Source organism: Janthinobacterium sp. B9-8 (assembly GCF_000969645.2).
Classification (GTDB): domain Bacteria; phylum Pseudomonadota; class Gammaproteobacteria; order Burkholderiales; family Chitinibacteraceae; genus Iodobacter.
In genome coordinates, this window is the sequence record NZ_CP014222.1 from 2,510,671 (window position 1) to 2,535,404 (window position 24,734).

Below are 24,734 nucleotides of genomic sequence, written 5' to 3' on the forward strand. Positions count from 1 at the left end.
GCGCTGGGCCGGAAAACGGCTAGGCACAAGGAATGCGACAAAGGTAATAACAAGTAATTACCGAGAAGCATAACGCAGTGACTAGCCGTTTTCCGGCCCATAGGAAAAGCACCAACCATCATCAAATAAGGGGTGGATCCAACTCACGAGCGGGATGACGATGCTTACCTACCGCAACAAAGAAGGCTGCCACACTCTCATCAAGCGCATCCACACTGGCTGCCTGCAAAACGCCTGGATCAGTTTTACCTGATGGTAGTGTGATCGTGATACCGGCTTTTTCGAGCAAGGCTTTCGATGCACCAAGGGCAAGAATAGTCTTGCCATGGCGATACTGATTGGTGACGAACTCCAATGTCTGTCCATATCGAGCCAACAACGCAACGCCCTTCGCACCATCAGGTAAGACCAGCGCGTCAAACAATACCGATGATGAATTCTCCAGCGTAGCCGTTGCAAGCAGTAATGTGCCATCAGCAGTTTGCACAGCACCCAGCCGGGGGGCAATCATGCAGGCTACGGCACCTTCGGCAGTGAGCGCGGCTTGTATGCTCATAACAGAAGCCCCATCAACACCATCAGCAACGAGAATGGCAACCTTGCGCGTGCGAATATCACCCGCGCCAGGTAGCGCAGTCAGTGAAAGAGCGGGCGATATCGTCACTTCCGGGGTAATCACTTTTGCCAGTGCCTTAGGCATATTTTCAGGCACGCTGACACCCAGCCCAACTGCGATTTTTGTGGCCATATCGACAGACACATTCATCAACGAGGCCAGCATGCGCTCGCGAATGGCTGGCACGGTGAGCTTGCTTAGTTCGAAGCGAAAGCCACCGATGATGTGCGCCTTTTCAACCTCAGTCTGACTCTCATAGAACAAAGTCGCTTGGGTGTAATGGTCGGCAAACTTTTCTGGCTTGCCGCGCAACTTATCGCTTTCGAGCGGCTGCGGGAAGGATACAAAACCCGCCGCACCCGCTTGAAATGGGCAACCGCCGCCTAGCGAGTTGGGCTCGTAGGCAACTCGGCCGCGGGGTATGGCTTGGCGATGCAAACCATCGCGCTGGTTATTGTGGGCAGGTACCAGCGGTGCATTGATAGGAATCTCATGAAAATTTGCCCCGCCTAGCCGGGTAATCTGGGTATCGAGATAGGAATGAATACGACCAGCCAGCAGCGGATCATTGCTGAAATCAATCCCGGGCACCACATGCGCCGTGCAGAAGGCGACTTGCTCGGTCTCGGCGAAAAAATTATCAGGATTACGATTAAGCACCATGCGGCCAACCGGCGTCACCGGCACTAGTTCTTCGGGGATCAGCTTGGTGGCGTCAAGCACATCGAAGCTGAAACTTTCGGCTTGGGCTTCAGTGAAAATCTGAAGACCAAGCTCCCATTCCGGGTACTCGCCCGATTCAATTGCATCCCAGAGATCGCGGCGATGAAAATCGGAATCAGCTCCGGCGATCTTGACCGCCTCGTCCCAAACAAGCGAATGGGTGCCAAGTTTGGGTTTCCAGTGAAATTTAACGAAGTGAGAATCTCCATTAGCATTGATCAGCCGGAAAGTGTGTACACCGAAGCCCTGCATCATGCGCAGGCTTCGAGGAATACCGCGATCAGACATCACCCACATCAGCGTATGCGTGGTCTCCGGCATCAGTGAGGCAAAATCCCAGAAGGTATCGTGAGCAGAGGCAGCTTGCGGGATACCGTTATGTGGTTCGGGTTTCACGGCGTGGATCAGATCCGGGAACTTCATCGCGTCCTGAATGAAGAAAACCGGGATGTTATTACCCACTAGATCCCAATTGCCCTCATCGGTATAGAACTTGACCGCGAAACCACGCACATCGCGCGCCGTATCAACTGAGCCTCGCTCGCCAGCGACGGTGGAAAAACGAACGAAGACGGGGGTAACCTTGCCAGCGGCCGCAAAGGGCGCTGCACGCGTGAATTCAGTTAGCGCCTCATAGGCTTCGAAATAGCCGTGCGCGGCCGAACCGCGGGCATGTACGATCCGCTCCGGAATGCGTTCGTGGTCGAAATGAGTAATCTTCTCGCGCAAGATAAAGTCTTCAAGCAGAGTCGGTCCGCGCAGCCCCACTTTCAGCGAATTCTGGTTGTCACCGACTGCAACGCCTTGATTTGTCGTCAATACCTGATCAGTGGCGTCGGTGCGTGCTAAATCGAGCGAGACGGCTCCGCCGCCAGTCTTCGCCGAAAAATTGGATTCACTCAGGGTACTGCAGGATGTCAGCTCAGACGTTGATTCGAGTGTCTGCCCAACGGGCGGCAAGATGGCATTGTCACGCCCGAATTCCTTGGGTTTGTTAGCGTTGAAGGGCATTAACCTAGCGAGTTCCTCGATGGCAGCGGCTTGCTGTGCAACCGTATTGCGGGGGCTGACATCCGTGGCGGTGACATGCTCGTTGTTGGCAGCGATAGGTTTGACAGTCGTCTTTTTCATTAAGGCCTCCTGAGTGATTAATCATCGAAGCAAGCAAGTGAATGGGCTGGACGGTCATTGCGTTTTTCTTGTGGCAAATCTAGCGCAATCCTGAAACGGATAATGAGCAACGCTCCAACTTGATGCCCTTTGTTTTGACAAGGCATTGGGAAGCCCAACAGCACCGGGTGGGTGCTGTTGGGCAAAGTTTTGTGGTACGAAACTGCAAATCAGTTCGGTACACGTGCTTCTGACGTAGATTTAATGTCTTCAGCCTCTGCCCCTTCGTAAATCTCCTTGACTCTTTTTACTTGCTCGCCGTCGTCGGTGTGCACCGAAATAAGCACATTTCCACTCTGGATTTTCCCGTCGTACAACTTAGCTTCATATTCTGGAATGCCCATTCCAACCAGACCACCAATAATTCCACCTGCAGCACCCCCTACAGCGGCTCCCCCCAAAGCAGCCATAATGGGGCCCGCAGCGATAAACGGGCCAACACCTGGAATAGCCAAGCTGCCAATGCCGGCTAACCAACCCAGAACAGCTCCGACACCCATGCCTGCAACGCCACCGGTCGCCGTGCCTTCGGGTAATTTGGTGTTTTGCTCATGGGCAAAATCCCGAGTGCCCAATTTATCAGGCATAAGCACAGAGATATCACTGCTTAGGAATCCGGCACCTCGCAAACTACCCACAATGGCTTCGGCCTTAGCCCGATCTTGGGCAATACAATAAACTGCGTTTTTCATGTGTGTCTCCTAAGGGTTATTTGGTTTTGACATCTAACTGGTTTAAAACGCTAGTCACACCAGCAACCTGCTTCGCGAGGTCCCCGAGCTTGTTCTTTTCGCTTTCGTTGTCGACTGGCCCACGCAATGTCACGACGCCATCCCGAGCGAGAATTTTTACATTCTGGCCAGAAGTCGACAGCGTGTTGTCATCCACGACGGTACGCCTGACGGCTGCCAGCAGCTTGCGATCTTCCTTACGATTTGATTGCATCTGCGGCGTCAAGGTGGCACCGCTCTTATCCCGAACATTCATTTCGGTATTGTCTACACCCCACGCTGAGGCCTTCTCAACGGAGATTGAAGACGCTGTTCTCGTTGTGGATTGTTCAGCCCAAGCAGAAACACTGAGAACACTGAGTACAAGGGTGAAGCTGATTAATTTCGCTAAGTTATCCATTTAGTTTTCCCCAAGGGTAAGCAGTTACCGAAATAAAAGTACCGCAGGAAATAGGGCGCCTCTGTGCGGTACTCCCCATCCATGCCTGTGTGGTTTGCTTTTGCCCAGACACACATGCGCCGTGTTAAATCAGAACAGCTACCGATAATTAACTACAAGGTGTAGTAAGAATGGATGCTCTTTCGCCATGAGTCATCAGCCATATTCGGCCAACTATCAGCATCAAACCCTGGGGCTTTTTTAAGCATTTCTTCTTCTACATCTAATAAGAGACGCTTGTTTTCTGTGTCAACCGTAAATGCACTCCATGGGATTGCAAACAGCTTTTCACCTAAACTAAAAAGCCCACCAAATGACAAGACGGCGTAGCAAATACTCCCATCTTGAATGTCGATCATGATTTCCTTAATACTTCCAAGCTTATTGCCATTTTGATTGTAAACATCGTCACCACTGAGCGTGCTGGCGCTTAATACTCTTGATTTAAATCGGCCTAATGTCACCAAATCTGCATTGATAGTTTCGTTATTCATTTCGTGCTCCTGCGAATACAGTGAAAAAAAACAAAGATTTGATTACTACATTGGGATCAGAAAAAGTCCTAAGATATTTATTTGCTTTTACTGTCTTTACTAGCATCCTTAGGCTTTTGTTTTTTATCACTATTGGCAGCTTTGGTTTTGCCCTCAGCGTTTTGAGTCTTTCCCTTTTGATCTAAATCCTTGTTAGCAACAACCTTACCGCTAACTTCTTTACCTTTAGCTTCTTCGACGTGATTTTTGGTTTGATCTTTGTTCATGGTGAACTCCAGAATTGTCATTAATCGGTGTGTATATGAGCACATGTCTGTTCTTGCTAGAGCTCACCATTCAAATAGTAGAGATGATGTTAAAAGCGATCTGTACGCTGGCGCGCATAAGGTATTCATGAGGCTCTCACGAGCACAATGAAGAGTTGAAGTGTTGTCATCGACGATTATTTACCCCAGCAGATCACTTGCTAAATGAACGGGGGTCACGGGATTCAGACTATTGAGAGAAATGAACTATGAAAAAACACTCGAATTTCCCTATGATTTGATATTTATGCTCTGGTAAGTTTTAAACTAAAGCATCTTTATAAACAGAAAAATACTGAACTAAGCCAAGCAAGCTCATTTGATACGGCGTAATGCGCGTCGCTTTTATCGCTATCCAAAACCATCATGCTGTATGGCAGCCTTTCATCCCTTGCGGCCCCCAGCTCCCCCACTCCCAAGCCTGCTATAATCCACCGTTTTACGCGATGGCCTTACCATGACTGCTCCTGCCAAAATTGAATCCTTAGACTTTGAAGGCCACGGCATTGCGCGCGTAGAAGGGAAGACGATTTTTATTGATGGCGCCCTGCCACGAGAAACCGTCAGCTATAAAAGCTATCGCATTAAGCCGCGTTTTGAAAACGCCGAAGCCACCCAAATCCATACGGCCAGCCATATGCGCGTTAATCCGCCCTGTCCGCACTTTGGTGTGTGTGGCGGTTGCAGCATGCAGCATATGGAATTTACCGGCCAGGTAGCGGCCAAGCAGCGAGTGCTGGAAGACAACCTGAAACGCATTGGCAATGTAAAAGCCGAAATGATGTTGCCGGCGATTTATGGCCCGGAATGGGGCTATCGCCAGCGGGCGCGTTTGTCGGTGTCATTTGATGCGAAGCAAAATGAAGTGCGGCTGGGCTTTTTTGAGCGGCGCTCCAAAGTGATTGCGGCGCTAAATGAATGCCGTGTTTTACCGCCGCATATTTCCAAGCAAATCTTGCCGCTGCGTGCACTGATTAAAAGCTTATCGATTAAAGATCGCATCCTGCATATCGAGCTGGCCGTCGGGGAGCATGTGGATATTCTGGTGCTGCGCACGCCAGTCGCCCCCAATAAAGCCGATCAGGCTTTGATTAAAAAATATGCAGATCAGTGGAAAATACAATTCTGGCTGCAGGCAAAATCCGTTGAAGCGGCCGCGCCGTTTTACCCGCTCGACGCGCCACAGCTCAGCTACAGTATTCCCGAGTTTGGCATTGTGATGCGCTATAAGCCCACCGAATTCACCCAGGTAAACCACCGCATCAACCGCACGCTGGTGGCGCGAGCCATGAGTTTGCTTGATCCACAAGCTGGAGAAGCGATTGCCGACTTTTTCTGTGGCGTGGGCAATTTCACCCTACCCATTGCAAAAAGCGGCGCCAAAACACTGGGAATGGAAGGCTTGCAACAGCTGGTCGATCGCGCCAATGAAAGCGCCAGCGATAATGGCCTGAGCGACAACACCCATTTTAAAGTGGCGAATTTATTTGACATGACGACAAGCTGGCTGAAAAAGCTTGGTCATTTCGACAAGATGCTGATCGATCCGCCAAGAGATGGCGCGCACGAGCTGTGTAAATCCATCAGCGCCCAAAACGGCCCACGCCGCATCGTCTACGTATCCTGTAACCCATCCACCCTCGCCCGCGATGCCGATGTGCTGGTGCACGACAAGGGCTACACGCTCAAAGCAGCGGGGATTGTGAATATGTTCCCGCATACGGCGCATGTGGAGAGTATTGCGTGGTTTGAGAAACACTAAATCATTAGAACGAAATCAATAAAAAATGCGAAGCAAATCTTCGCGTTTTTTATTAGCATATCCACGGCAAATACTACCGAATGCCACTTAATACCTCGCCTCTATCGTACCCACTCAACTAAGCTTTAAGCGGTTTAAATCTATGCTGAGCATCTTGCCAGCTGCACTCTATGGATATCAAATATGCGTAAATTATTGCTTAGCTCCGTTCTTGCTCTTGGTTTATCAGCCTGTGCCAGCGTGATGCCCTCTTCACCCGCCTCCCCAAGTGCTGCCGCCAGCTTTGATGGCGAGTGGAATATCGTCAAAGTGAACGATAAAGCCGTAAGTAGCGATAGCAAGGCGATGCTGGCTTTTGACGCAAAAACCATGCGCATTACCGGCTTTGATGGCTGCAACCGGGTGATGGGCAGCTTAAAAGATGAAAATCAGCAGCTTAAAGGCATGCTGGCCTCCACCATGATGGCCTGCATGGGAGACGACAATAGCGCCATCAGCCGTGCTGTTGGCCAGACCTTTGCTGAAGGCGCTAAAATAAAAGTGCTGGAAGCCGGTAAGCTGATCGAGCTAAAAAGCAAAGATAGCTCGCTGACTTTGGGTAAAAAGCTTTAAAAGGAATAAAGTGATTTTCGTAGGAGTGGCTTTAGCCGCGAAAGTACTGCGTATAAAGACATTCACGGCTAAAGCCGCTCCTACGCTGCAGCATCGAAGGTGCGCATTCGTTTTTCTTTCGCACCGCTCGCACCTACTACATCCCACCCAGCAAAAACCGCCGCTGCGCTTCGATAAAATCGTCCAGATGTGAGGCAAATGGCACATGGGCTGCGCCGCTGTGAACAATCAGCTCGGCCTGTGGCAAGGCCTTGGCCAACCATTCTCCTGCCCCCAATGGGGTGAGCGTGTCGCGGTTGCCAAATTGTAATAATACGGGGCAGGTCAGCTGATGCATTTGCTGGCGTAAATCGGTATCGCGCAAAATCGCTAGGCCTTCCTGCAGTGCAGCAAGGCTAGGCTCGCCATGTAGGAATAATTCCTGACTCAACGTTTTAGCCAAGGCCCGCGCCTCTGCGCCGCCTTGTACTTGCAGGCTGATAAAGCGCTTGAGCGTGCCTTGCCAATCTGCGGCGAGGCTTGCGGCAAACTGGCTCATGGTGGCTGGGGCCATAGCAGGCTGCCAGTCTTCTCTCTGCATAAAACACGGCGTGGAGGCTATCAGGCTGAGTGAGCGGATCTTATCCGGTGCCGCCATTGCCCAGCGGCTGGCCACCGCGCCGCCCAAAGACCAGCCCACCACTTGCACCGGTCTTGGAAAAGCCGCATCCAGCTCGGCCACCATATGCTCCAGCGATAAAGGTGCAGTACTTGTGCTTTTGCCATGGCCAGGTAAATCCACCAGATGCAGGCAAAAATCATTGCTCAATGCTTCTGCCACTGCGCGCCAAACCGTGCTATTCATCGCCCAGCCATGTAGCAAAACCACATCCGGCCCACGGCCTATTGATTCAATATGTAAGAAATCACTCGCCATTCATTTAAACCCTGAAAACATCAATGCCCATTTTAAAACACAAAAAACCAAGCTTAGAAAGACTTTGAGTGATTTAATTTCCTCTTCCGCAGGCGCGCCCTCACCTCAAAGTGTTACAAAATCACCGCCCCCAATGCTTCAATATCCCCTGCCATAATTTCTGGCAAATGCTGGCTAATGATATCTACCGGCCAATTCCACCAAGCGATTTCTTCTAGCCTTGCCACTTGATCTAAGGTAAAGCGGTGCTTAATCAGCTTGGCAGGATTACCGCCCACAACGGTATAAGCGGGCACATCACGGGTAACAACGGATCGGGATGAAATCACAGCGCCGTTGCCGATTTTCACCCCTGGCATAATTAAAGCGTCGTAGCCTATCCACACATCGTTGCCGATCTGGGTGTCACCTTTGTAGGGAAAATCGGAAAGTGGTGGCGCAGATTTTTCCCAGCCATTGCCAAAAATTTGAAAAGGATAGGAGGAGATGCCAGAGAGCTTGTGGTTGGCGCCATTCATAATAAATTTCACGCCCCGGGCAAGGGCACAGAATTTACCAATGATGAGTTTGTCGCCAATAAAGGGGTAGTGATAGAGCACATTACGTTCAAAGTTTTCCGAATCTTCCGGGTCATCGTAATAGCTGTAATCCCCGACCACAATATGAGGATTGTTGATGGTGTTTTTAATAAAACAAATCTGGGGAAATCCATCCATTGGGTGTTTATTATCAGGGCTCGGGCCGTGCATAAAGACTCCTTGGGCAGTTTTTAAAACGTGGGATAAAGATGACGCCTATAGAAGAGAAATTCAAGGCCTGATCGTTTAGCACAAGCTAACTATCTTGCTTAGTTTGGGGCATAAGCAACCTGTATTTATGCCAAAAGAATATTGTTTATTTAATTGGCATTTGTTATTAATACCCATCAAGCTATTTAAGCGTATTAGATTATTCTAACAACATAAGAAAAGAGGATAATTGCAGCGAATTCTCTTTACTTTCAGGTACATGATGCAATCGATCAGAAGTAAAATTACGTTATTAATCGCTTTATCCATGCTGTTTGCCACCATCAGCATCACGATTATTACTTGCCTCAATATCCGCAACCATACCTACGCCGAAGCCGAGCGGGAGATTGATTCGGTCGCCGCCGCACAGACAGCATTTATCAGCAATTGGCTGGATGCACGCAAGCAGGTGGTTAAATCAGCGCTACGCCATAGCGGCGAAGAAAACATCAGCCTTTATCTGCAACAGCTGGCCGATGCGGGCGGCTATAGCCTGATGTTTGAAGGCGATGGCAGCACAAAGGCCATGATGTATTCGGTGCCAGGCCAAAGCAAACCCAGCCCGGATTATGATCCGGCAGCCCGCCCCTGGTTTATTCAAGCCAAGTCCAGTAATGATGTCATCGTATCCGAGCCTTATCGTGATGCAGATCCAGCAATTAAAGAGCTGGTGCTTACTTTGGCGCAAAAAGTAAACAATCAGGAGAAAGTGCTGGGCGGCGATATTATGATTGGCGATTTGGTTAAATCCACGCTTGCCATCAAATTAGCCGGTAAAGGCCATGTATTTTTAATGACCAAGGAAGGCAAAATCATCGCCTATCCTAAGTCAGGCTTTGAGCTAAAACCGATTAGCGAGCTTATCCCTCGCTTGGAATCCAGCCAGTTTTCTGCACTGCAAAACAAATCAGAAGTTTTTGCCATTGGCGACGATGATTACATCGTTCAGCTATCGCCCATAGCAGGCAGCGACTGGCTGCTGGGTGTGGCCTTGGATAAATCTGAAATTGATGCCCCGCTCAATCACCTCATTATGGTGATTATTGTGGCTGTAATTTTAGTGCTGATCGTAGTGATTCTATTTTGCACCGCCTATCTACGCCGCCTGTTGGCTGGCTTATTACAGATTCGCGATGCCATGCTGGATATCTCGCAAGGTGAAGCCGATCTGACCCGCCGTATCCCAAGCAAAGGCAATGATGAAGTAGCAGAAACCGCACAAGCATTTAATCGCTTTGTTGATCGCTTAAACGCACTCTTCCTCGAATTACGTCGCGAAGCGATTACGCTTACTGGCGGCGTGAGTGAAGTGAGTGGTTCGGTGCTTAAACTGGCCAATGATTCACATAATCTGGCCGATATCTCCAGCTCGAATGCAGCAGCGATTGAAGAAGTCAGTGTCAGCATCTCGCATATTGCCGAAGCCGCGCGTGAAACCGATGCTTTAGTCAGAGAAGCCGCAGGTGCATCGCATCATGGCAGCGAAAATGTGCTGAAAATCAGCGAAGAAATGGCGCATACCCGCCAATCTGTCGGCGATTTATCAACGCTACTGGCCTCACTAGAGCATCGTTCGCAAGACATTACCAAAATCACCAATGTCATTCGCGAGATTGCCGATCAAACTAATTTGCTGGCACTCAATGCCGCAATTGAAGCCGCCCGTGCGGGTGAGCAAGGCCGTGGCTTTGCCGTGGTGGCTGATGAAGTACGCAAGCTAGCTGAGCGCACTGGTAAGGCAACCATGGAAATCAGCCAGATGATCGGCGATATCCTCAGCGAAACAGGCTTGGCAGTGAGCAATATGCAAACCACCGTGAAAGCCGTTGATGTAAGTAGCTCGCTGACGCATGCGGCCAGCAAGCAAATGCTGCTGATTGGCCAATCTATGCAGCAAGTTACTGAGCGTATCAGCGAAATTGCGTTATCAACCGGTGAGCAACAAAACGCCACCACCGCGATGGCGCAAAGCACCGAATCAATTAACGGGCAAATTATGGATTCTGATGCTGCGCTGCAATCATCGATGCAAACCTTAAAAATGCTCGATGGCCTAGCCAAAGATATGCAAGCTACCTTTAACCGCTTCAAGCTTTAAGTGAGCTGGCGTACTGCCCAATCGGCGCAGTACGCCCTTCTTTAAGGACTGCTTTCAATAGACGCTCTGACACTTTATTAACTTTTCTGATAAATACTTAATTAATTCTTATGTATATCTGACATATCTATATTTAATTGCAGAATACAATTCAAATATCATGCTTTTATTTAAAATTGGTAATATCACCGCGTAAAAAATGCCTTTTGCTAAGGCAATCCCCAGTTGCCGCTTTGTGATTTCCATTTTATTCTCAGCACCCAGACTTCCCCTCTACGCCAATTCAGAATAACAATCACTCATCTCCTGCAGGCCCTTTAGTTCATCCTATAGATGGCGTGAGAATAAAACAGCAAAGGAAACACGATGCAGCAGACACAAAATCCGCTACTTAGGCTATTCAATCGCAGCGGCCTTGTTAGCCAGATTATGCTAGGCCTCATCGCCGGTATTGCACTGGCTTTATTTTTTCCTGCTGCGGCCCAATCAGCAGGTTTATTAGGCAGCTTATTTGTCAGCGCCCTAAAAGCCGTTGCACCGGTACTCGTCTTTGTTTTGGTGGCCGCTTCAATTGCCAACCATAAGCCTAGCCAGAAATCGAATATGCGCCCGATTCTGGTTCTTTATTTATTTGGCACATTTGCAGCAGCCGTGGTGGCCGTAGCTGCCAGCTTTTTGTTTCCATCCACACTGATTCTGGTTAAACATGCAAGCGATATCACCCCGCCAAGCGGTATTGTAGAAGTGCTGCGCAGCCTTTTACTCAGCGTGGTTGATAACCCGGTAAAAGCGCTGATGAATGCCAACTTTATCGGTATTCTGGCCTGGGCCATTGCCTTGGGTGTGGCGATGCGCCATGCCAATGACACCACTAAAACCGTTGTAAGTGATTTATCCGGCGGCATCTCGGTGATTGTAGGTGTAGTGATTCGCTTTGCCCCGCTCGGTATTTTTGGCCTCGTCGCCTCGACCATTGCCGAAACCGGCATCGAAGCTTTGCTTACCTATGCCCACCTCTTATTAGTACTGATCGGCTGCATGCTGTTTGTAGCACTGGTCATGAACCCGGCCATTGTGTTCTGGAAGCTGCGCCGTAATCCTTACCCACTGGTCTTTGCCTGCCTGCGTGAAAGTGGCGTTACCGCTTTCTTTACCCGCAGCTCTGCCGCGAATATCCCTGTAAATATGGCGCTATGTAAAAAACTGGGTCTGCACGAAGACGATTATTCGGTATCGATTCCACTGGGCGCGACCATCAATATGGCGGGTGCGGCGATTACGATTTCTGTGCTGACACTGGCTGCAGTGCATACTCTTGGCATACAGGTTGATTTACCTACGGCGCTGCTGTTAAGCGTGGTTTCTGCCATCTGTGCCTGCGGTGCATCTGGCGTAGCAGGTGGCTCGCTACTGCTGATTCCTATGGCGTGCAGCTTATTTGGCATTTCTAACGATCTGGCCATGCAAGTAGTTGCCGTGGGCTTTATTATTGGCGTGTTGCAAGATTCGGCCGAAACCGCACTGAACTCATCAACCGATGTGCTGTTCACTGCCGCGGCTTGCCAAGCGACAGAGCACAAAACCCAGCTGGCGTTTGCTGAACGCTAAGCGATAGATTACTCAGGCAAAGCGCAGCTGGTCTGCGCTTTTTTGTGGGCGAGAAGATAAAAAGCCACTTAAGCACATCCAACTTAAAGCCGAAGGCAGAGCAAAATATGGCTTTGTATGCAATGAACAAAAAAACCAGCTTGCATCGCCTAAGAAGCAGGTAAAAGTACCTTTCCCTTTGCCATAGCAAGCTGTGATAATTAATTGACCAATCAATCATTGCTATGTCTATTATGTTAAATCAACATCCCGCACGCACCTTTCGCCAATCCCTGCTTGCCATGCTGGGCATTTGTTTTGTGATTATGATGGTGGCGCTTGATCAAACCATTGTGGCTACCGCCCTGCCAACAATTGTCGCCGAGCTGCATGGTTTTGAGCTGTACGCTTGGGTATCCACCGCCTATTTGCTGGCATCGGTGGTGACTATTCCTATCTTTGGCCGCTTAGGCGATTACTACGGACGCAAGCCTTTTGTGGTGGTCGCTATCGTGACGTTTACGCTGGCATCGGTGCTGTGTGGCGTGGCCAATAGCATGCTGCTGCTGGTGTTAGCCCGTGCGTTGCAAGGTATAGGCGGCGGGATGTTGGTTGGTACAGCTTTTGCGTGTATTCCCGATTTATTCCCCGATAGCAAAGTGCGCTTGCAATGGCAGGTGATGCTGAGCGCCGCCTTCGGGATTGCCAACGCCATTGGCCCGAGTATCGGCGGGCTGCTCACCCACTATGTCAGCTGGCGTGCTGTATTCTTTGTAAACATCCCGGTTGGCTTATTGAGTGTGATTTTTGTAAGCCGCTTTCTGCCACGCTTAAAGCCTAAGCACGATACAAAAATCCGCCTTGACTGGCTGGGCGCGCTGCTGATTACGCTATTTTTAGGCAGCTTGCAGTTATCCGTAGAATGGTTACCTGAGCAAGGGCTGAGCGTGCCGGTTATCAGTGTCTTGATCACATGCTTAGTAGCGGGATTTTTGGCCTGGAAACAGGAAGCCAATAATGAGCACGCCATGCTGCCCTTCGCCCTGTTCAGAGACCCCGCCCTTGCTGCGCTGTTCAGGCTGTCGCTCCTGATGGGCTTTACCATGTTTGCGATCTTGTCCTACGCCCCGCTTCTTTTACAAGGTGGTTTTCATTTATCGGCCAGCCAGGCCGGGATGCTGATTACACCGCTGGTGGTCTGCATTACCTTTGCCAGTATTCTTAACGGGCGGATTGTGCCGCATCTGCCAAGGCCGGAAGCCATGCTTTATTTAGGCTTTGGCCTACTGCTGATTTGCGTGATCGGCATGATGAATATCACCCCGCAAACCGCGCATCCATTGATTATTGGCCTGATGGCTTTAGGGGGCTTGGGGCTGGGATTTATCATGCCCAACCTCACTATTTTTGTGCAGGAAACCTGCCCGCGTAAAGACTTGGGGATCAGCACCGCGCTGCTGCAATCGCTGCGGATGATAGGCGGGATGCTCAGCACCGCGCTGGTTGGATCGATCTTAAGCTGGCGATACGAGCACGATATTAATCAGCAGTTTGCCAAGCCCGTAGCCAGCCTGATGAATAACCCGCAAGTATTGGTCAATCTTGAAGGCCAGCACGCGGTTATCTTGCAAATAAATGCCTTGGGCGAAGATGGCTTGCAGCTACTCGAGCAAGCCCGCGCCACACTTAGCCACGCCATTCAAAGCAGCCAATGGCTAGGCATCGCCGCCGTGCTGTTTGCCTTCTGGTGCCTGCGCCGCATCCCTCGTATTCAATTTAAACAAGCCATAGAGCCCCAGCATGACGCCACATGAAGCCGAACAACTCAAAGTATTACAACAACTGGGCCGCAGCTATCGCACCATGCTGGGCGCATTTGAATTGTCCGTAGGCCAAGGGCTAACGCGCTGGCGCATTTTAAACCAGCTGCATAAAGAAACCCAATGCTCACAAAAATGGCTGATTCAGCAACTAAAAATGGACCCCGGCTCGCTCACCCGCCTGCTTAAAGCCATGGAAAAAGAAGGCTTAATCCAGCGCAGTAACGATCCGCAAGACAACCGCCTCAGCAACGTTATCCTCACTCCGCAAGGCCACGCCGAAGTAAACCAGGCCCTGCCCAAACGCAGCGCATTTTTAAGTGTGATATTGGAAGAGTTTAACGACGAAGAACTGCTGGCTTTTCAGGGCATGCTAAATAAATTAGAGCGGGGATGTGAGAAGGCGGGACTAAGGGATTTGTAAAATACACTTTTCAAAATAAGATCTACTGTTCCACAGAGTAAAACGAGGACACAGAGCACCCATCAGGGCTCGCTTCTCTCTGTGAAACTCTGTGCTCTCTGTGTCCTCTGTGGTTCAAGATTCAGCTCTCTATCAAGGCGAGAAAACCTTGCCCGCATATCACTTAACGCAGTGATTCAATCCGCTTTAAAGCCGCTTTCAGCGTCACACTCGGGCAGCCGAAGTTGAGGCGCACAAAGCCGGGCAAGCCAAAATCGCGGCCATCTGACAGGCCCACACCCAGCGCTTCAAAGTGCGGCAGCGGGTTGATCGGGCCTAGCGCACTGGCATCAATCCACGCCAAGTAAGTCGCCTCGGGCAGGGTGATTTTTAAGCGCTCAGAGCCCGCAAACCAATCCAGTAAAACATCTCGATTTGCCCGCAAAGTGGCGATCAGCTCAGCATGCCAGATACCATCGTCGCGGTAAGCGGCTTCGGCGGCGGTAAAAGCCAGCAAATTAACCGATGGCACGATGCCTGCCATCTGCTTTTGAAAGCGGGCACGCAGTGCCGGATCAGGAATTACCGCTAGCGAGCAGCCTAAGCCTGCGATATTCCATGTTTTGGAGGGTGCAAGCAGGGTAATGGTTTGCGCGGCAAAACTAGCATCAAGCGCCGCCAGAGGCTGATGTTTCAAGCCTTCTGCCAGCAGTAAATCGCAATGAATATCATCCGAGCAGATGATTAAATCGTGGCGGCGGGCGATGGCAATCAACTGGGTCAGCTCGTCCGTATTCCAAGCTCGGCCTACCGGATTATGCGGATGGCACAGCAGCAGCAGCTTGGTTTTAGGCGTGATCGCTGCTTCCAGCGCTGCAAAATCCCATTCCCATGCATTATTTTTTTGCAGCAAGGGCACGGTCAGCAGGCTGCGGTTGGATAGGCCCGGCGCACGTAAAAAGGGTGGGTAGATGGGCGTGGCGGTCAGCACTTCATCGCCCGCCTCGCCCACGGTGCGGCAAGCCAAGTTTAAACCTTGCACCAAACCCGGCAGCCAGACAATCCAACTGGCATCGATCTGCCAGCCGTAATGCTGCGCCGCGTAAGCCTGCACCGCCTCTACCAGACTATCTGGCGCATCGGTATATCCAAACACGCCATGCGCCACACGCTCTTGCAAGGCCGCCATAATGGAAACGGGGCTGGCAAAATCCATATCGGCCACCCACATCGGCAGGATGTCTTGCCCTGCGTATTTATTCCATTTCTGGCTGGAGGTCGCGCTGCGATCGATGGGTGTTTGGAAATCCATAACAAAATCCTTTTACAAAATAGTAAGCAAAGGATAACGGTTTAAGATGGCACTTGATAGCTACAGATCAGCATCAACAAGGGTATACAACTAGCAGCCTGTCGTACTTAAGCGATCGTAACGAGGGAAAGTCCGGTTTGAGACAGATTTAACGGATTTTTGAGGCGAATAGCTGGCTATTCAACGAAAAAATGCGTTATATATGGCCAAATCCGGCTTTTCCGCAGTAGATCAGCCTTAAGTCCGGCAGGCTGCTAAGCCGCCAACGCTTGTTCTAAATCAGCAAGCAAATCTTCAAGGCCTTCAATCCCCACTGACAGGCGAATCAAATTATCGCTAATTCCTAATTTAGCGCGGCGCTCTGCCGGCACCGAAGCATGCGTCATTCGCACAGGCTGGCTGATCAGGCTTTCTACACCGCCTAGGCTTTCTGCCAGGGTAAATAACTTGGTATGCGTCAGCACTTGATGCACATCGGCGTCATCCCCTTTCAGATAAAACGACACCACCCCACCACCGCCTGCCATTTGCGCTTTGGCCAGTGCATATTGCGGATGGCTTTCTAGGTAAGGGTATAAAACGCGCTCAACGCGCGGATGCTGCTCCAGCCACTGAGCAATGCGCAGGGCATTGTGATTATGCCGCTCCATACGGATCGCCAGCGTGCGTATGCCTCGCAGCGCTAAAAAGCTTTGAAATGGGTCGAGCACCGCGCCGATGGCATTTTGCAAAAAGCCCAGCTGCTCGGCTAGCTCGCTGTTCTCTCCCACCACCACCGCACCGGCGATCACGTCAGAATGACCATTTAAATATTTGGTTGCCGAATGCAGCACGATATCAACACCATGCTCCAGCGGCCGCTGCAAAGCAGGCGAAGCGAAAGTATTGTCGGCCACGGTAAGCAGGCTGTGCGCCTTGGCAATCGCCACAATGGCGCTTAAATCACTCAGGCGATTCAGCGGATTGGACGGCGTTTCAATCCAGATCATTTTAGTTTCTGGCTTGATGGCCGCTTGCAGCGCTTCCAGATCGCCAGTCGGCACATAAGTGACTGTTAAGCCTGCGGTACGCTGTTTTACTTTTTCAAATAAACGCCCGCTGCCACCATATAAATCATCTACCGCCACTAAGTGGCTATTTACCGGCAACAGCTCTAATACCGTAGTAATGGCGGCCATCCCTGATGCAAAAGCATAGCCACGCGTGCCGCCTTCTAAAGCGGCAATCGCTACTTCAAAAGCATCGCGCGTTGGATTACTGGAGCGCGAATATTCATACTGATCCGGCTGACCGGGGGATGGCTGACGGAAAGTGGACGAGGCGTAAATCGGGGTATTGATTGCACCCAGTGGATCGCGATGCAGGCCGCTGATGACAGCAAGCGTTTCAAATGTGCTCATGGGATGGCTCCTGGAGGCGTTAGTTTTTTAATCTTTAGATTTATGGAGAGCCTTTGCGGCGTGCTGCGCTCCTGCTGGGCGATGCAAACATCGCACGCGGCGCTTCGAGTACGCCCTACGCTCAATGTGCAGCTGGGCTTAAAGCAGCTTCACTCACAAACTTCTTGCGCCAGAAGGCCAGTAAATCGCTTTGGGTAATCAGGCCATAAAAGCGTTTTTTATCAGCAATCACAGCGATTTTGTCGTCATTAAACACTTGCAATAGGTCACGTAAGGACGTATCAGGAGCCAAGGTTTTAACATTGCTGCTCATGGCGGCGCGCACCGGCATGGCAAATTGCTGTGGCTCGCCGTGCACTGACAATAACAAATCCCATTCGTCGATAATGCCAACGATTTCGCCGTTCTCCAGCACCGGCATTTGCGATACATCGTTGCTGCGCATGCGCTGCCAAGCTTGGGAAAGCGACTCGTCAGGGTCGGCAATCAGTGTGGCACCGCTGGCGTGCGGGCGGCTGATCAGATCGGCCAGATTGCCCGCTTTAGCGTGCTCAATCATGCCCTGATCGATCATCCAGTGATCATTATACATTTTGCTTAAGTATTTATTGCCACTGTCACCAATAAATGTCACCACGCGTTTAGGCGTGGTTTGCTCGCGGCAATAACGTAGCGCAGCAGCCAGCAGCGTGCCGGAAGATGCTCCGGCAAATAAGCCTTCGGCCTGCAGCAGGGCGCGGCCGGTTTCAAAGCTTTCTTTATCGCTGATCCGGTAGCTGCGTTTAATTGCGCCACCTTCAAATTGTGGCGGGACAAAGTCTTCGCCAATCCCTTCCACCAGCCAGCTGCCTGCCGTGCCAAATGCGCCGGTTTCTACATAATCCGCCAGAATCGAGCCAACTGGATCGGCCAGCACAAACTCAGTTTGCGGGGAGGCTTTGGCAAAAAAACGCGATAGCCCAGTTAATGTGCCACTAGAGCCAACGCCCACCACTACCGCATCCACTTTTTCATCAAGCTGCCGCCATATTTCTGGCCCTGTGGTTTTTTCATGCGCGGCGGGGTTGGCCGGATTAGTAAACTGATCGATGTAAAACGCGCCTGGAATCGATTGCGCCACGCGGCGAGCTTTATCCTGATAATAATCAGGGTGGCCCTTGCCCACATCAGAGCGGGTCAGAATCACTTCTGCCCCCAGCGCCTGCAAGTTCAGTACTTTTTCGCGGCTCATTTTATCGGGCACCACCAATACAGTGCGATAGCCCTTGCGCCCCGCCACCAAAGCAAGCCCCAGGCCGGTATTACCCGCAGTCGCTTCAACAATCGTGCCGCCGGGCTTAAGCTGCCCGTTTTGCTCGGCCGCTTCAATCATCGACAATGCAACCCGATCTTTAATCGAGCCACCCGGATTCTGGTTTTCCAGCTTAATAAACAGCCGGCACAAGCCTGTATCAAGCTGAGTAATTTCGACGATAGGGGTATTGCCAATCAAAGACAAAATAGATGCTGAACTCATAAATACTCACTTAATGAACGGCAAGCGCAGAAGCTGCGTTATCAGAATAATGCCGCGCTGCCACATCAAGATGCGAGCGCATACGGCCTTTTAAAACATTTTCGCCAACATGACTAAATAGCGGATTGGCCGGATCACTCGCCTCACCCAGCACTTCCTGGCTAAGGGCCGCCGGAAGCTGCAGCAGCGGCACGGTGGCATCCAGCCTGGGGCCCATAAAAAAAGCATAAGACAAGCGCTCAACCCCAGCCGGTGGCGACACCACCCTATGCACCGTGGCGCGTAAATAACCGTTGGACGACAGCTCTAACAGCTCGCCAATATTCACCACAAAGGTGCCAGGAATCGGCGGCGCATCCAGCCAGCCCTCTGCGGTGGCCACTTGCAGGCCAGATTGGGCATCCTGCATCACCAGCGTGAGCAAACCCGCATCTTTATGCGCTCCCACCCCCTGCTCTACCTGCTTTGAGCCCGGGTAGCGAATCATTTTCAGATGCTGAAAAGGCTCACCATGGTAAAGCGGTGCAAAAATATCGGCGGGCTGGCCCAAAGCCAGCGCAAAAGCCTGCATTAAGCGCTCGCAAATATCGCTTAAAGCATCCTGCCAAAGCAGCAAGCCTGACTTCAGTGCGGGCAAACTGGCAGGCCATTGATTCGGCCCACGCAAGCGCCGCCATAGAGGCTGCGGATCAAGCGCAGCAAGCCCTTCATTCATAATATCGAACTGCTCACGCTGATCGGCACGCCCCGCAGTTAGCTCACCACCAAGGCGGGTATAGCCTCTGAAATGCGGCGAATTAACCATCGCCACGGCCGTTTTTTCGGCATCACTCAGGGCAAAAAATTGCTTAGCCAGCAACAGCATATCTTGCTGGTATTGCAGGCTAAGCCCATGGCCACGCAAATAAAAAAAACCGTAATCCTTTGCTGCAAGGCGCAAATCACGCAAAAACACATTACGATCTGCGCTATCAAATAAGGCTAAATCCAGTACAGGCAAACTCATTTAAAACACCTCTCAAACGGCTTTATCACAAGGTTTTAAGGCTCCTTTGCTAAGCAGCATCGACAAGAGGTTTGTAAGATATTGAACATAAACGGCCCCTTAAGTCACAAAAAGTTATTTATTTGTAACTTTTTAGAATAATTTGATCTATGTCGTTTAGCTTATCTGTTTTTTATATCATTTGGCTATAAAAAATTATATTAATAGCTCTTTTTTACACAAATCGCCGCACAACGTTAAGCCAGGCCTTGCATTCACTGATTCATTAAAAAGGGAAGAAGGCTGGCAAAGTCATCAGGCGAGGCACTGTCATCCGCGGCTCACAAAACAAGCACTGGCGGCGTTGTGCTTTCTTTATGGAGGGTCTAAAACAAGAGCATTAGCAAAGCCCCAGAGCAAGCTTTACGAAGATGCCCATTTCTTGCTGTGGTTCTCCGTTTTAAGCGCCTTCCCACTTGTGAATGGGTTTTGTGGTGATGCCTTATTTGGATAAAAAAATGAAATACATTCTCTTTTTATTCAGCCTGATCATTGGGGCAGACCAGACAAAGGCACTCACTTTGACCACAGAGGATTACCCACCCTTTAATATTGTGGATACTAAAACCCAAAAGGTAAGTGGTATTTCCACAGAAAAAGTCAGCGAGGTAATGCACCGAGCCAAAGAAAATTACACCATCACCCCTTATCCTTGGCTAAGAGCTTATCAATTAGCGCAAAAAGAATTCGATACCTGTGTTTTTTCAACCACCCGCACACCAGAGCGTGAAGCGCTATTTAAATGGGTTGGCCCCTTAGTTAAAAATAATTGGTATATATTTGCAAAAACGGATGATATACGCAGGCCAAAAGATTTAAAAGAATTAAAAACATATTCAATTGGTGCATATCGGGGGGACGCAATTGCAGAGTTTTTAATAAAAAATGGATTTAAAACTGACCTAGCCAAAGCGGATGAAGATAATCCGCAGAAACTAATAGGAAACCGCTTTGATTTCTGGGCCAGCGGAGAGCTGCTGGGCTTAGCCATCATCAAGAGAAAAAAGATGGAAAATAAAATAACGCCAATATTATTATTTAACCAGACCGAAATGTATTTAGCTTGCAATTTAAAACTAAGCCAGGAAAAAATAGATTTATATAATAAAATATTACAGGATATGGATAAGGATGGCACCAATTTGGCAATAGAAAACAAATATCGCTGATTAACACATTCTGTAAACAATCTGTATTAAAGCCCATCATTATCCAGAACACTACTCTCTAGGCAGACCAAGTACTAACTCCTAACTCTCCTTACGCTGTCTGGGCAAAATTACCATGTCATTGATAAGCAAAAAATCTATTCAGCCTTGTCCAATTATGCGAATATTGCATTTGAAAGCAAAACATTAGACCAACAAGGAATATAGATATGCGCAAATTCTTACTAGCAGCCAGCCTCTTAGGCTTTGCTTTACACGCAGGCGCAGCCGATTTACTCGATACCGTAAAGCAACGTGGCACCCTAAAAATTGCCGTTGAAGGCACTTACCCGCCGTTTAACTACAAAGAAAACAATGAATTAACCGGGTTTGAAGTAGAGCTGGCAAAAGCCCTGGCACAAAAAATGGGTGTAAAAGCAGAATTTAGCACCAGTGAATGGAGTGCGATGCTGGCAGGTTTACAAGCAGGCAAGTTTGATATTGTGATCAACCAAGTGGGCATCACCGACAAGCGCAAGGATACATTTGACTTCTCCGAGCCTTACACCCTCTCCAGCCCGCAACTGATTGTGCGTAGTAATGAAACACGCGTTTTTAAAAGCCTGAGTGATTTAAAAGGTAAAAAACTCGGCCTAGGCCAAGGCACAAACTATGCAGATATCGCCAAGGCTGTGGGCGGAATCGACGTTAAAACCTACCCCGGCTCGCAAGAATATTTACAAGATTTAGCATTGGGCCGCATTGATGCTGCCCTTAACGATAGTCTGCTGATCCCATTTATTGTAAAGAAAACCAAGCTGCCACTAAAAGCAGGTGCACCTCTGGGTGATATTGAAAAATCAGGTATTCCTTTTGCAAAAGGCAATCCTAAGTTTAAGGCTTCACTCAATAAAGCCTTGGCGGATTTACAAGCAGATGGTAGTTTCACAAAAATCTCGAAAAAATGGTTTGATCGGGATGTAAGCAAACCGCCTGTTGCGCAATAAAATATCATTGCAGATTCTAGGCACGCCTGTATCTGCCTGATAAGCAAGACCTACGCCCCCAGTGACAACCGGGGGCTTTTATTTTTGGAGTGATTAATGGATTTACCCGGTTTAATTCAGCTGCTTAAAGATGCCTTTCCTATCCTGCTGCACGGCGCAGGCTATACGCTGTTTCTGGCTTTGGCATCCATGCTGGGTGGATTGCTGATCGCCATACTGGTTGTCATTATCCGGCTGAGCAAGATACCCGTGCTGGCTCAGTTAAGCGCTGTGTACGTCAGCTGTATCCGCGGCACACCGCTTTTAGTTCAGCTCTTTGTGATTTATTTTGGTCTGCCAAGCATTGGCATTCAATTTGAGCCACTGACAGCAGGTGTACTGGCACTTAGCCTGAATGTCGGTGCATATTTATCTGAAACGCTGCGTGGCTCTATCAATGGCATTACACAGGGCCAGTGGGATGCGGGTAAAAGCCTAGGGCTGACAAACAGCCAAACGCTGCGCTATATAGTGGCGCCGCAAGCTTTACGCTTGGCAGTACCCAGCCTTTCTAACAGCCTGATCAGCCTGATTAAAGATACCTCACTGGTTTCGGTGATTTCGGTCAGCGAGCTGATGCTAGCAAGTAAAGAAGTAATTGCCACCACCTTCCAGCCTTTTCCTCTTTATTTAGCTGCGGCAGCGATTTACTGGGCACTCAGCGCCTCGTTTGAAAGCGTACAAAGAAAGCTGGAAGAAAGACTTAACAAAATGTATATCAGATAAACGCACAGCCCCCACCGGATGGAAGCCTGTCCATAAGCGAGTCCACCAGCTTACGCAAAAGCAAGGCAATTATTCATTCTGGTTTACCCGCGTGCTCAGCGCGAGTGGCTTCCAGATTTTGTCGGTTGCGCTGGCATGGCAGGTGTACTCGCTAAGCCACCAGGTTTTAGATCTTGGCCTGATCGACCTTGCCCAATTTACACCGTGTCTTTTGTTTATGCTCTCTGCAGGCGATGCGGCTGAGCGCTATGACAGGGGCCGTATTGTGGCCATCAGCCAGCTGGTGCAAGCGCTGACTGCCTGAGCGCTTGCCTATATTGCACTCAATCACAGCTTGGGCGTGAATGGATTTTTCTGCTGGCAGTGATTCTGGGCACAGCCCGCACCTTTGAAATGCCAGCCCTGCAGGCTCTGCTACCAGGCTTGATTCCAGCGACACTGTTACCCTCCGCTTTAGCTGCGTCCTCATCCGGCATGCAAGCCGCCACGATTATCTCGCCTGCTCTGGGCAGTTTTTTATACGTATTGGGTGTCAGCAGCGTGTATAGCATCAGCGCTGCGCTCTATTTACTGGCGCTCTGGCTGATTATGCAATTACCCGCCGCCTTACCCAGAGCCATCAGCAGCGAGGCAGCCTGCCCGCCTTACTGGCAGGGATACGCTATATCCGCAGCAAACCCGAGCTGCTCGGAGCCATCTCGCTTGATCTCTTCGCCGTTTAGCGGAGCCACCGCCCTGCTGCCAGTTTATGCCCGGGATATCCTGCTCACCGGCCCGGTGGGGCTGGGTGTATTACGCTCTGCACCTGCGGTTGGCGCCTTAGGGATGTCCATCTGGCTGGCCTAGTAGTGCCCACCGCAGCGGCGAGTGGGCAAGCTGATGTTTGCTGCCGTGGCGCTTTTTGGCATCACAACCATGGTGTTTGGTGCATCCCGCTCATTGAGCTTATCTCTGCTGGCGCTCGTTATTCTGGGGGCAAGCGATATGACCAGTGTGGTGATCCGCTCATCCCTGGTACAGCTGGAACCCCCAGATGAAATGCGGGGCAGAGTCAGCGCCGTCAATGCCCTTTTTATTGGCGCATCCAATCAGCTGGGGGATTTTGAATCAGGCCTGACAGCCGCCGCATTCGGCACCGTGCCATCGGTCATTATGGGGGGGGGCAGGAACCCTGCTGGTAGCAGGCATCTGGATCAAACAATTTCCGGCGCTTGCAAAAGAGACCGGCTTTATTAAAAAGGTAATACGGCCCACAGGATAATTACTGGGTATATTCATTAATCATTTTCGTAATAATGCCGGTTTTTTTCAACTCTTCAACGGCAGCATTCATTTTTAAAATAAAGTCTTCTTTTTCAGGCCACTTATACTCACTGCTATACGCAATAAATACGTCTTCTTCTGAAATTTCTGCGACTTCAATTAATTTTATTTTTGATGCATCAAAGGCATCCTTCCATTTTTTCAAGCTGTAAATAACAGATAATCTGTCATTAGCATAACAAGCGATCCGCCCCACCAGTAATTTCTTAATATTTGTATCATTGCCTTTCACCTCCTCAATACTCAGCCTACCTGTTTTAACCGCTGCCACCATTTTGTCACCCAGTGTAAATCCAAGATTAACGCCAATAACCAAACCATAAAAATCTTTTGGAAACGCTTTACGAGTGGGGGAAATCATATCTTCCCGACAAAACAACACCACGCGCTCCCGGTAAACGGGCACAGAATAGGCCTGTATATAACGGCGTTCTTTATTCAGATAAGGCGGAAACAAAGCAAAAACACGGCCATTTTCAATACCTTTCAAACCACGCTTCCACGGAACAGGCTGCAGCTCCAGCAAATAATCAGGTGCCAGTTTTTCTGCAACAAGCTTTAAAAAATCAACATAAATACCTTTATATTGCCCGTTTTCAATATAAGAATAAGGTGCATAGTCATCATCGCCTTCAATAATCACTTTCTCTGCCGCAGATATTTTTGCGGCAAAAAATAAAAGCATATAAGCAATGAAAAGCCTCACCAGCTGACTCCTTATCCGGCGGCTAAAAGCAATACATCATCCAAA

Annotated in this window: 24 protein-coding genes; 12 read left to right on the forward strand and 12 right to left on the reverse strand. The window is 49.8% G+C overall.

Features of this window, described 5'->3' with window-relative positions:
• Nucleotides 1–121: 121 nt before the first annotated feature.
• The 5 genes from VN23_RS11175 to VN23_RS11195 form a co-directional block, all read right to left on the reverse strand.
• Nucleotides 122–2,470 (reverse strand): catalase, encoded by a 2,349-nt coding sequence (locus tag VN23_RS11175; RefSeq protein WP_046350799.1) that lies wholly within the window; start codon nt 2,468–2,470, stop codon nt 122–124.
• 209 nt (nt 2,471–2,679) lie between these two features.
• A complete protein-coding gene (locus VN23_RS11180) occupies nt 2,680–3,201 on the reverse strand; it encodes a hypothetical protein (protein WP_046350798.1) in 522 nt (173 codons plus the stop codon).
• 16 nt (nt 3,202–3,217) lie between these two features.
• Complete coding sequence (locus tag VN23_RS11185; RefSeq protein WP_046350797.1) at nt 3,218–3,640, reverse strand: BON domain-containing protein; 423 nt, start codon at nt 3,638–3,640, stop codon at nt 3,218–3,220.
• A 152-nt stretch (nt 3,641–3,792) separates the two neighbouring features.
• Nucleotides 3,793–4,173 carry a PRC-barrel domain-containing protein gene (locus VN23_RS11190; RefSeq protein WP_046350796.1) on the reverse strand — a complete coding sequence of 127 codons (381 nt, stop codon included), beginning with the start codon at nt 4,171–4,173 and terminating at the stop codon, nt 3,793–3,795.
• A 77-nt stretch (nt 4,174–4,250) separates the two neighbouring features.
• Nucleotides 4,251–4,439 (reverse strand): hypothetical protein, encoded by a 189-nt coding sequence (locus tag VN23_RS11195; protein ID WP_046350795.1) that lies wholly within the window; start codon nt 4,437–4,439, stop codon nt 4,251–4,253.
• Nucleotides 4,440–4,935: 496 nt separating this feature from the next.
• Between VN23_RS11195 and rlmD the strand changes: the two genes are divergently transcribed.
• Nucleotides 4,936–6,240 carry a 23S rRNA (uracil(1939)-C(5))-methyltransferase RlmD gene (gene rlmD, locus VN23_RS11200; protein WP_046350794.1) on the forward strand — a complete coding sequence of 435 codons (1,305 nt, stop codon included), beginning with the start codon at nt 4,936–4,938 and terminating at the stop codon, nt 6,238–6,240.
• Between the two features lie 183 nt (nt 6,241–6,423).
• A complete protein-coding gene (locus VN23_RS11205; protein ID WP_052746458.1) occupies nt 6,424–6,852 on the forward strand; it encodes an META domain-containing protein in 429 nt (142 codons plus the stop codon).
• A 136-nt stretch (nt 6,853–6,988) separates the two neighbouring features.
• Here the strand turns inward: VN23_RS11205 and bioH are convergent, their stop codons facing one another.
• The gene (gene bioH / locus VN23_RS11210; protein WP_046350793.1) at nt 6,989–7,768 is read right to left on the reverse strand and encodes a pimeloyl-ACP methyl ester esterase BioH; all 780 of its coding nucleotides are present in this window, start codon (nt 7,766–7,768) and stop codon (nt 6,989–6,991) included.
• Between the two features lie 113 nt (nt 7,769–7,881).
• Entirely contained in the window at nt 7,882–8,517 is a 636-nt protein-coding gene (locus tag VN23_RS11215; protein ID WP_046350792.1) for a Vat family streptogramin A O-acetyltransferase, read from the reverse strand.
• Between the two features lie 259 nt (nt 8,518–8,776).
• Between VN23_RS11215 and VN23_RS11220 the strand changes: the two genes are divergently transcribed.
• The 4 genes from VN23_RS11220 to VN23_RS11240 all read left to right on the forward strand — a co-directional run bounded on the left by VN23_RS11220 (nt 8,777) and on the right by VN23_RS11240 (nt 14,488).
• Entirely contained in the window at nt 8,777–10,657 is a 1,881-nt protein-coding gene (locus VN23_RS11220; RefSeq protein ID WP_052746457.1) for a methyl-accepting chemotaxis protein, read from the forward strand.
• 366 nt (nt 10,658–11,023) lie between these two features.
• Nucleotides 11,024–12,265 carry a serine/threonine transporter SstT gene (gene sstT / locus VN23_RS11225; protein ID WP_046350791.1) on the forward strand — a complete coding sequence of 414 codons (1,242 nt, stop codon included), beginning with the start codon at nt 11,024–11,026 and terminating at the stop codon, nt 12,263–12,265.
• 224 nt (nt 12,266–12,489) lie between these two features.
• Nucleotides 12,490–14,058, forward strand: a complete 1,569-nt coding sequence (locus VN23_RS11235) for an MFS transporter (RefSeq protein ID WP_046350789.1) — start codon at nt 12,490–12,492, stop codon at nt 14,056–14,058.
• A complete protein-coding gene (locus VN23_RS11240) occupies nt 14,045–14,488 on the forward strand; it encodes a MarR family winged helix-turn-helix transcriptional regulator (protein ID WP_046350788.1) in 444 nt (147 codons plus the stop codon). The genes VN23_RS11235 and VN23_RS11240 overlap by 14 nt, the downstream gene beginning before the upstream one ends.
• A 163-nt stretch (nt 14,489–14,651) precedes the next feature.
• On the opposite strand, the gene VN23_RS11245 is transcribed toward VN23_RS11240, so the two are convergent.
• The 4 genes from VN23_RS11245 to VN23_RS11260 all read right to left on the reverse strand — a co-directional run bounded on the left by VN23_RS11245 (nt 14,652) and on the right by VN23_RS11260 (nt 19,701).
• A complete protein-coding gene (locus VN23_RS11245) occupies nt 14,652–15,779 on the reverse strand; it encodes a MalY/PatB family protein (RefSeq protein ID WP_046350787.1) in 1,128 nt (375 codons plus the stop codon).
• A 254-nt stretch (nt 15,780–16,033) separates the two neighbouring features.
• Nucleotides 16,034–17,179 carry a trans-sulfuration enzyme family protein gene (locus tag VN23_RS11250; protein ID WP_046350786.1) on the reverse strand — a complete coding sequence of 382 codons (1,146 nt, stop codon included), beginning with the start codon at nt 17,177–17,179 and terminating at the stop codon, nt 16,034–16,036.
• Nucleotides 17,180–17,300: 121 nt separating this feature from the next.
• Nucleotides 17,301–18,695: a pyridoxal-phosphate dependent enzyme gene (locus VN23_RS11255; protein WP_046350785.1), complete on the reverse strand. Its 1,395-nt coding sequence runs from the start codon at nt 18,693–18,695 to the stop codon at nt 17,301–17,303.
• 10 nt (nt 18,696–18,705) lie between these two features.
• Nucleotides 18,706–19,701 (reverse strand): isopenicillin N synthase family dioxygenase, encoded by a 996-nt coding sequence (locus tag VN23_RS11260; RefSeq protein WP_046350784.1) that lies wholly within the window; start codon nt 19,699–19,701, stop codon nt 18,706–18,708.
• A 497-nt stretch (nt 19,702–20,198) separates the two neighbouring features.
• Here VN23_RS11260 and VN23_RS11265 point away from each other — a divergent pair, with 497 nt between their 5' ends.
• The 6 genes from VN23_RS11265 (at nt 20,199) to VN23_RS22140 (ending at nt 23,896) form a co-directional block, all read left to right on the forward strand.
• A complete protein-coding gene (locus VN23_RS11265) occupies nt 20,199–20,909 on the forward strand; it encodes a substrate-binding periplasmic protein (RefSeq protein ID WP_046350907.1) in 711 nt (236 codons plus the stop codon).
• Between the two features lie 209 nt (nt 20,910–21,118).
• On the forward strand, nt 21,119–21,895 hold the full coding sequence (locus VN23_RS11270) for a transporter substrate-binding domain-containing protein (protein WP_046350783.1): 777 nt from the start codon (nt 21,119–21,121) through the stop codon (nt 21,893–21,895).
• A 96-nt stretch (nt 21,896–21,991) separates the two neighbouring features.
• Nucleotides 21,992–22,660 (forward strand): amino acid ABC transporter permease, encoded by a 669-nt coding sequence (locus VN23_RS11275; RefSeq protein ID WP_046350782.1) that lies wholly within the window; start codon nt 21,992–21,994, stop codon nt 22,658–22,660.
• The gene (locus VN23_RS22290) at nt 22,605–22,964 is read left to right on the forward strand and encodes an MFS transporter (RefSeq protein WP_257722026.1); all 360 of its coding nucleotides are present in this window, start codon (nt 22,605–22,607) and stop codon (nt 22,962–22,964) included. Before VN23_RS11275 ends, VN23_RS22290 begins: the two co-directional genes overlap by 56 nt.
• A 59-nt stretch (nt 22,965–23,023) precedes the next feature.
• Nucleotides 23,024–23,506 (forward strand): MFS transporter, encoded by a 483-nt coding sequence (locus tag VN23_RS22260; RefSeq protein WP_250637122.1) that lies wholly within the window; start codon nt 23,024–23,026, stop codon nt 23,504–23,506.
• Between the two features lie 21 nt (nt 23,507–23,527).
• Entirely contained in the window at nt 23,528–23,896 is a 369-nt protein-coding gene (locus tag VN23_RS22140; protein WP_231743241.1) for a hypothetical protein, read from the forward strand.
• A 25-nt stretch (nt 23,897–23,921) separates the two neighbouring features.
• Here VN23_RS22140 and VN23_RS11285 read toward each other — a convergent pair whose 3' ends face one another.
• On the reverse strand, nt 23,922–24,689 hold the full coding sequence (locus tag VN23_RS11285) for a substrate-binding periplasmic protein (RefSeq protein ID WP_062654883.1): 768 nt from the start codon (nt 24,687–24,689) through the stop codon (nt 23,922–23,924).
• Nucleotides 24,690–24,734 lie beyond the last annotated feature (45 nt).

Bases quoted from the DNA above. Each gene is read 5' to 3' on its own strand.
- VN23_RS11175 (WP_046350799.1), bottom strand. From the start codon at position 2,470: ATGAAAAAGACGACTGTCAAACCTATCGCTGCCAACAACGAGCATGTC.
- VN23_RS11180 (WP_046350798.1), bottom strand. From the start codon at position 3,201: ATGAAAAACGCAGTTTATTGTATTGCCCAAGATCGGGCTAAGGCCGAA.
- VN23_RS11185 (WP_046350797.1), bottom strand. From the start codon at position 3,640: ATGGATAACTTAGCGAAATTAATCAGCTTCACCCTTGTACTCAGTGTT.
- VN23_RS11190 (WP_046350796.1), bottom strand. From the start codon at position 4,173: ATGAATAACGAAACTATCAATGCAGATTTGGTGACATTAGGCCGATTT.
- VN23_RS11195 (WP_046350795.1), bottom strand. From the start codon at position 4,439: ATGAACAAAGATCAAACCAAAAATCACGTCGAAGAAGCTAAAGGTAAA.
- rlmD (WP_046350794.1), top strand. From the start codon at position 4,936: ATGACTGCTCCTGCCAAAATTGAATCCTTAGACTTTGAAGGCCACGGC.
- VN23_RS11205 (WP_052746458.1), top strand. From the start codon at position 6,424: ATGCGTAAATTATTGCTTAGCTCCGTTCTTGCTCTTGGTTTATCAGCC.
- bioH (WP_046350793.1), bottom strand. From the start codon at position 7,768: ATGGCGAGTGATTTCTTACATATTGAATCAATAGGCCGTGGGCCGGAT.
- VN23_RS11215 (WP_046350792.1), bottom strand. From the start codon at position 8,517: ATGCACGGCCCGAGCCCTGATAATAAACACCCAATGGATGGATTTCCC.
- VN23_RS11220 (WP_052746457.1), top strand. From the start codon at position 8,777: ATGATGCAATCGATCAGAAGTAAAATTACGTTATTAATCGCTTTATCC.
- sstT (WP_046350791.1), top strand. From the start codon at position 11,024: ATGCAGCAGACACAAAATCCGCTACTTAGGCTATTCAATCGCAGCGGC.
- VN23_RS11235 (WP_046350789.1), top strand. From the start codon at position 12,490: ATGTCTATTATGTTAAATCAACATCCCGCACGCACCTTTCGCCAATCC.
- VN23_RS11240 (WP_046350788.1), top strand. From the start codon at position 14,045: ATGACGCCACATGAAGCCGAACAACTCAAAGTATTACAACAACTGGGC.
- VN23_RS11245 (WP_046350787.1), bottom strand. From the start codon at position 15,779: ATGGATTTCCAAACACCCATCGATCGCAGCGCGACCTCCAGCCAGAAA.
- VN23_RS11250 (WP_046350786.1), bottom strand. From the start codon at position 17,179: ATGAGCACATTTGAAACGCTTGCTGTCATCAGCGGCCTGCATCGCGAT.
- VN23_RS11255 (WP_046350785.1), bottom strand. From the start codon at position 18,695: ATGAGTTCAGCATCTATTTTGTCTTTGATTGGCAATACCCCTATCGTC.
- VN23_RS11260 (WP_046350784.1), bottom strand. From the start codon at position 19,701: ATGAGTTTGCCTGTACTGGATTTAGCCTTATTTGATAGCGCAGATCGT.
- VN23_RS11265 (WP_046350907.1), top strand. From the start codon at position 20,199: ATGAAATACATTCTCTTTTTATTCAGCCTGATCATTGGGGCAGACCAG.
- VN23_RS11270 (WP_046350783.1), top strand. From the start codon at position 21,119: ATGCGCAAATTCTTACTAGCAGCCAGCCTCTTAGGCTTTGCTTTACAC.
- VN23_RS11275 (WP_046350782.1), top strand. From the start codon at position 21,992: ATGGATTTACCCGGTTTAATTCAGCTGCTTAAAGATGCCTTTCCTATC.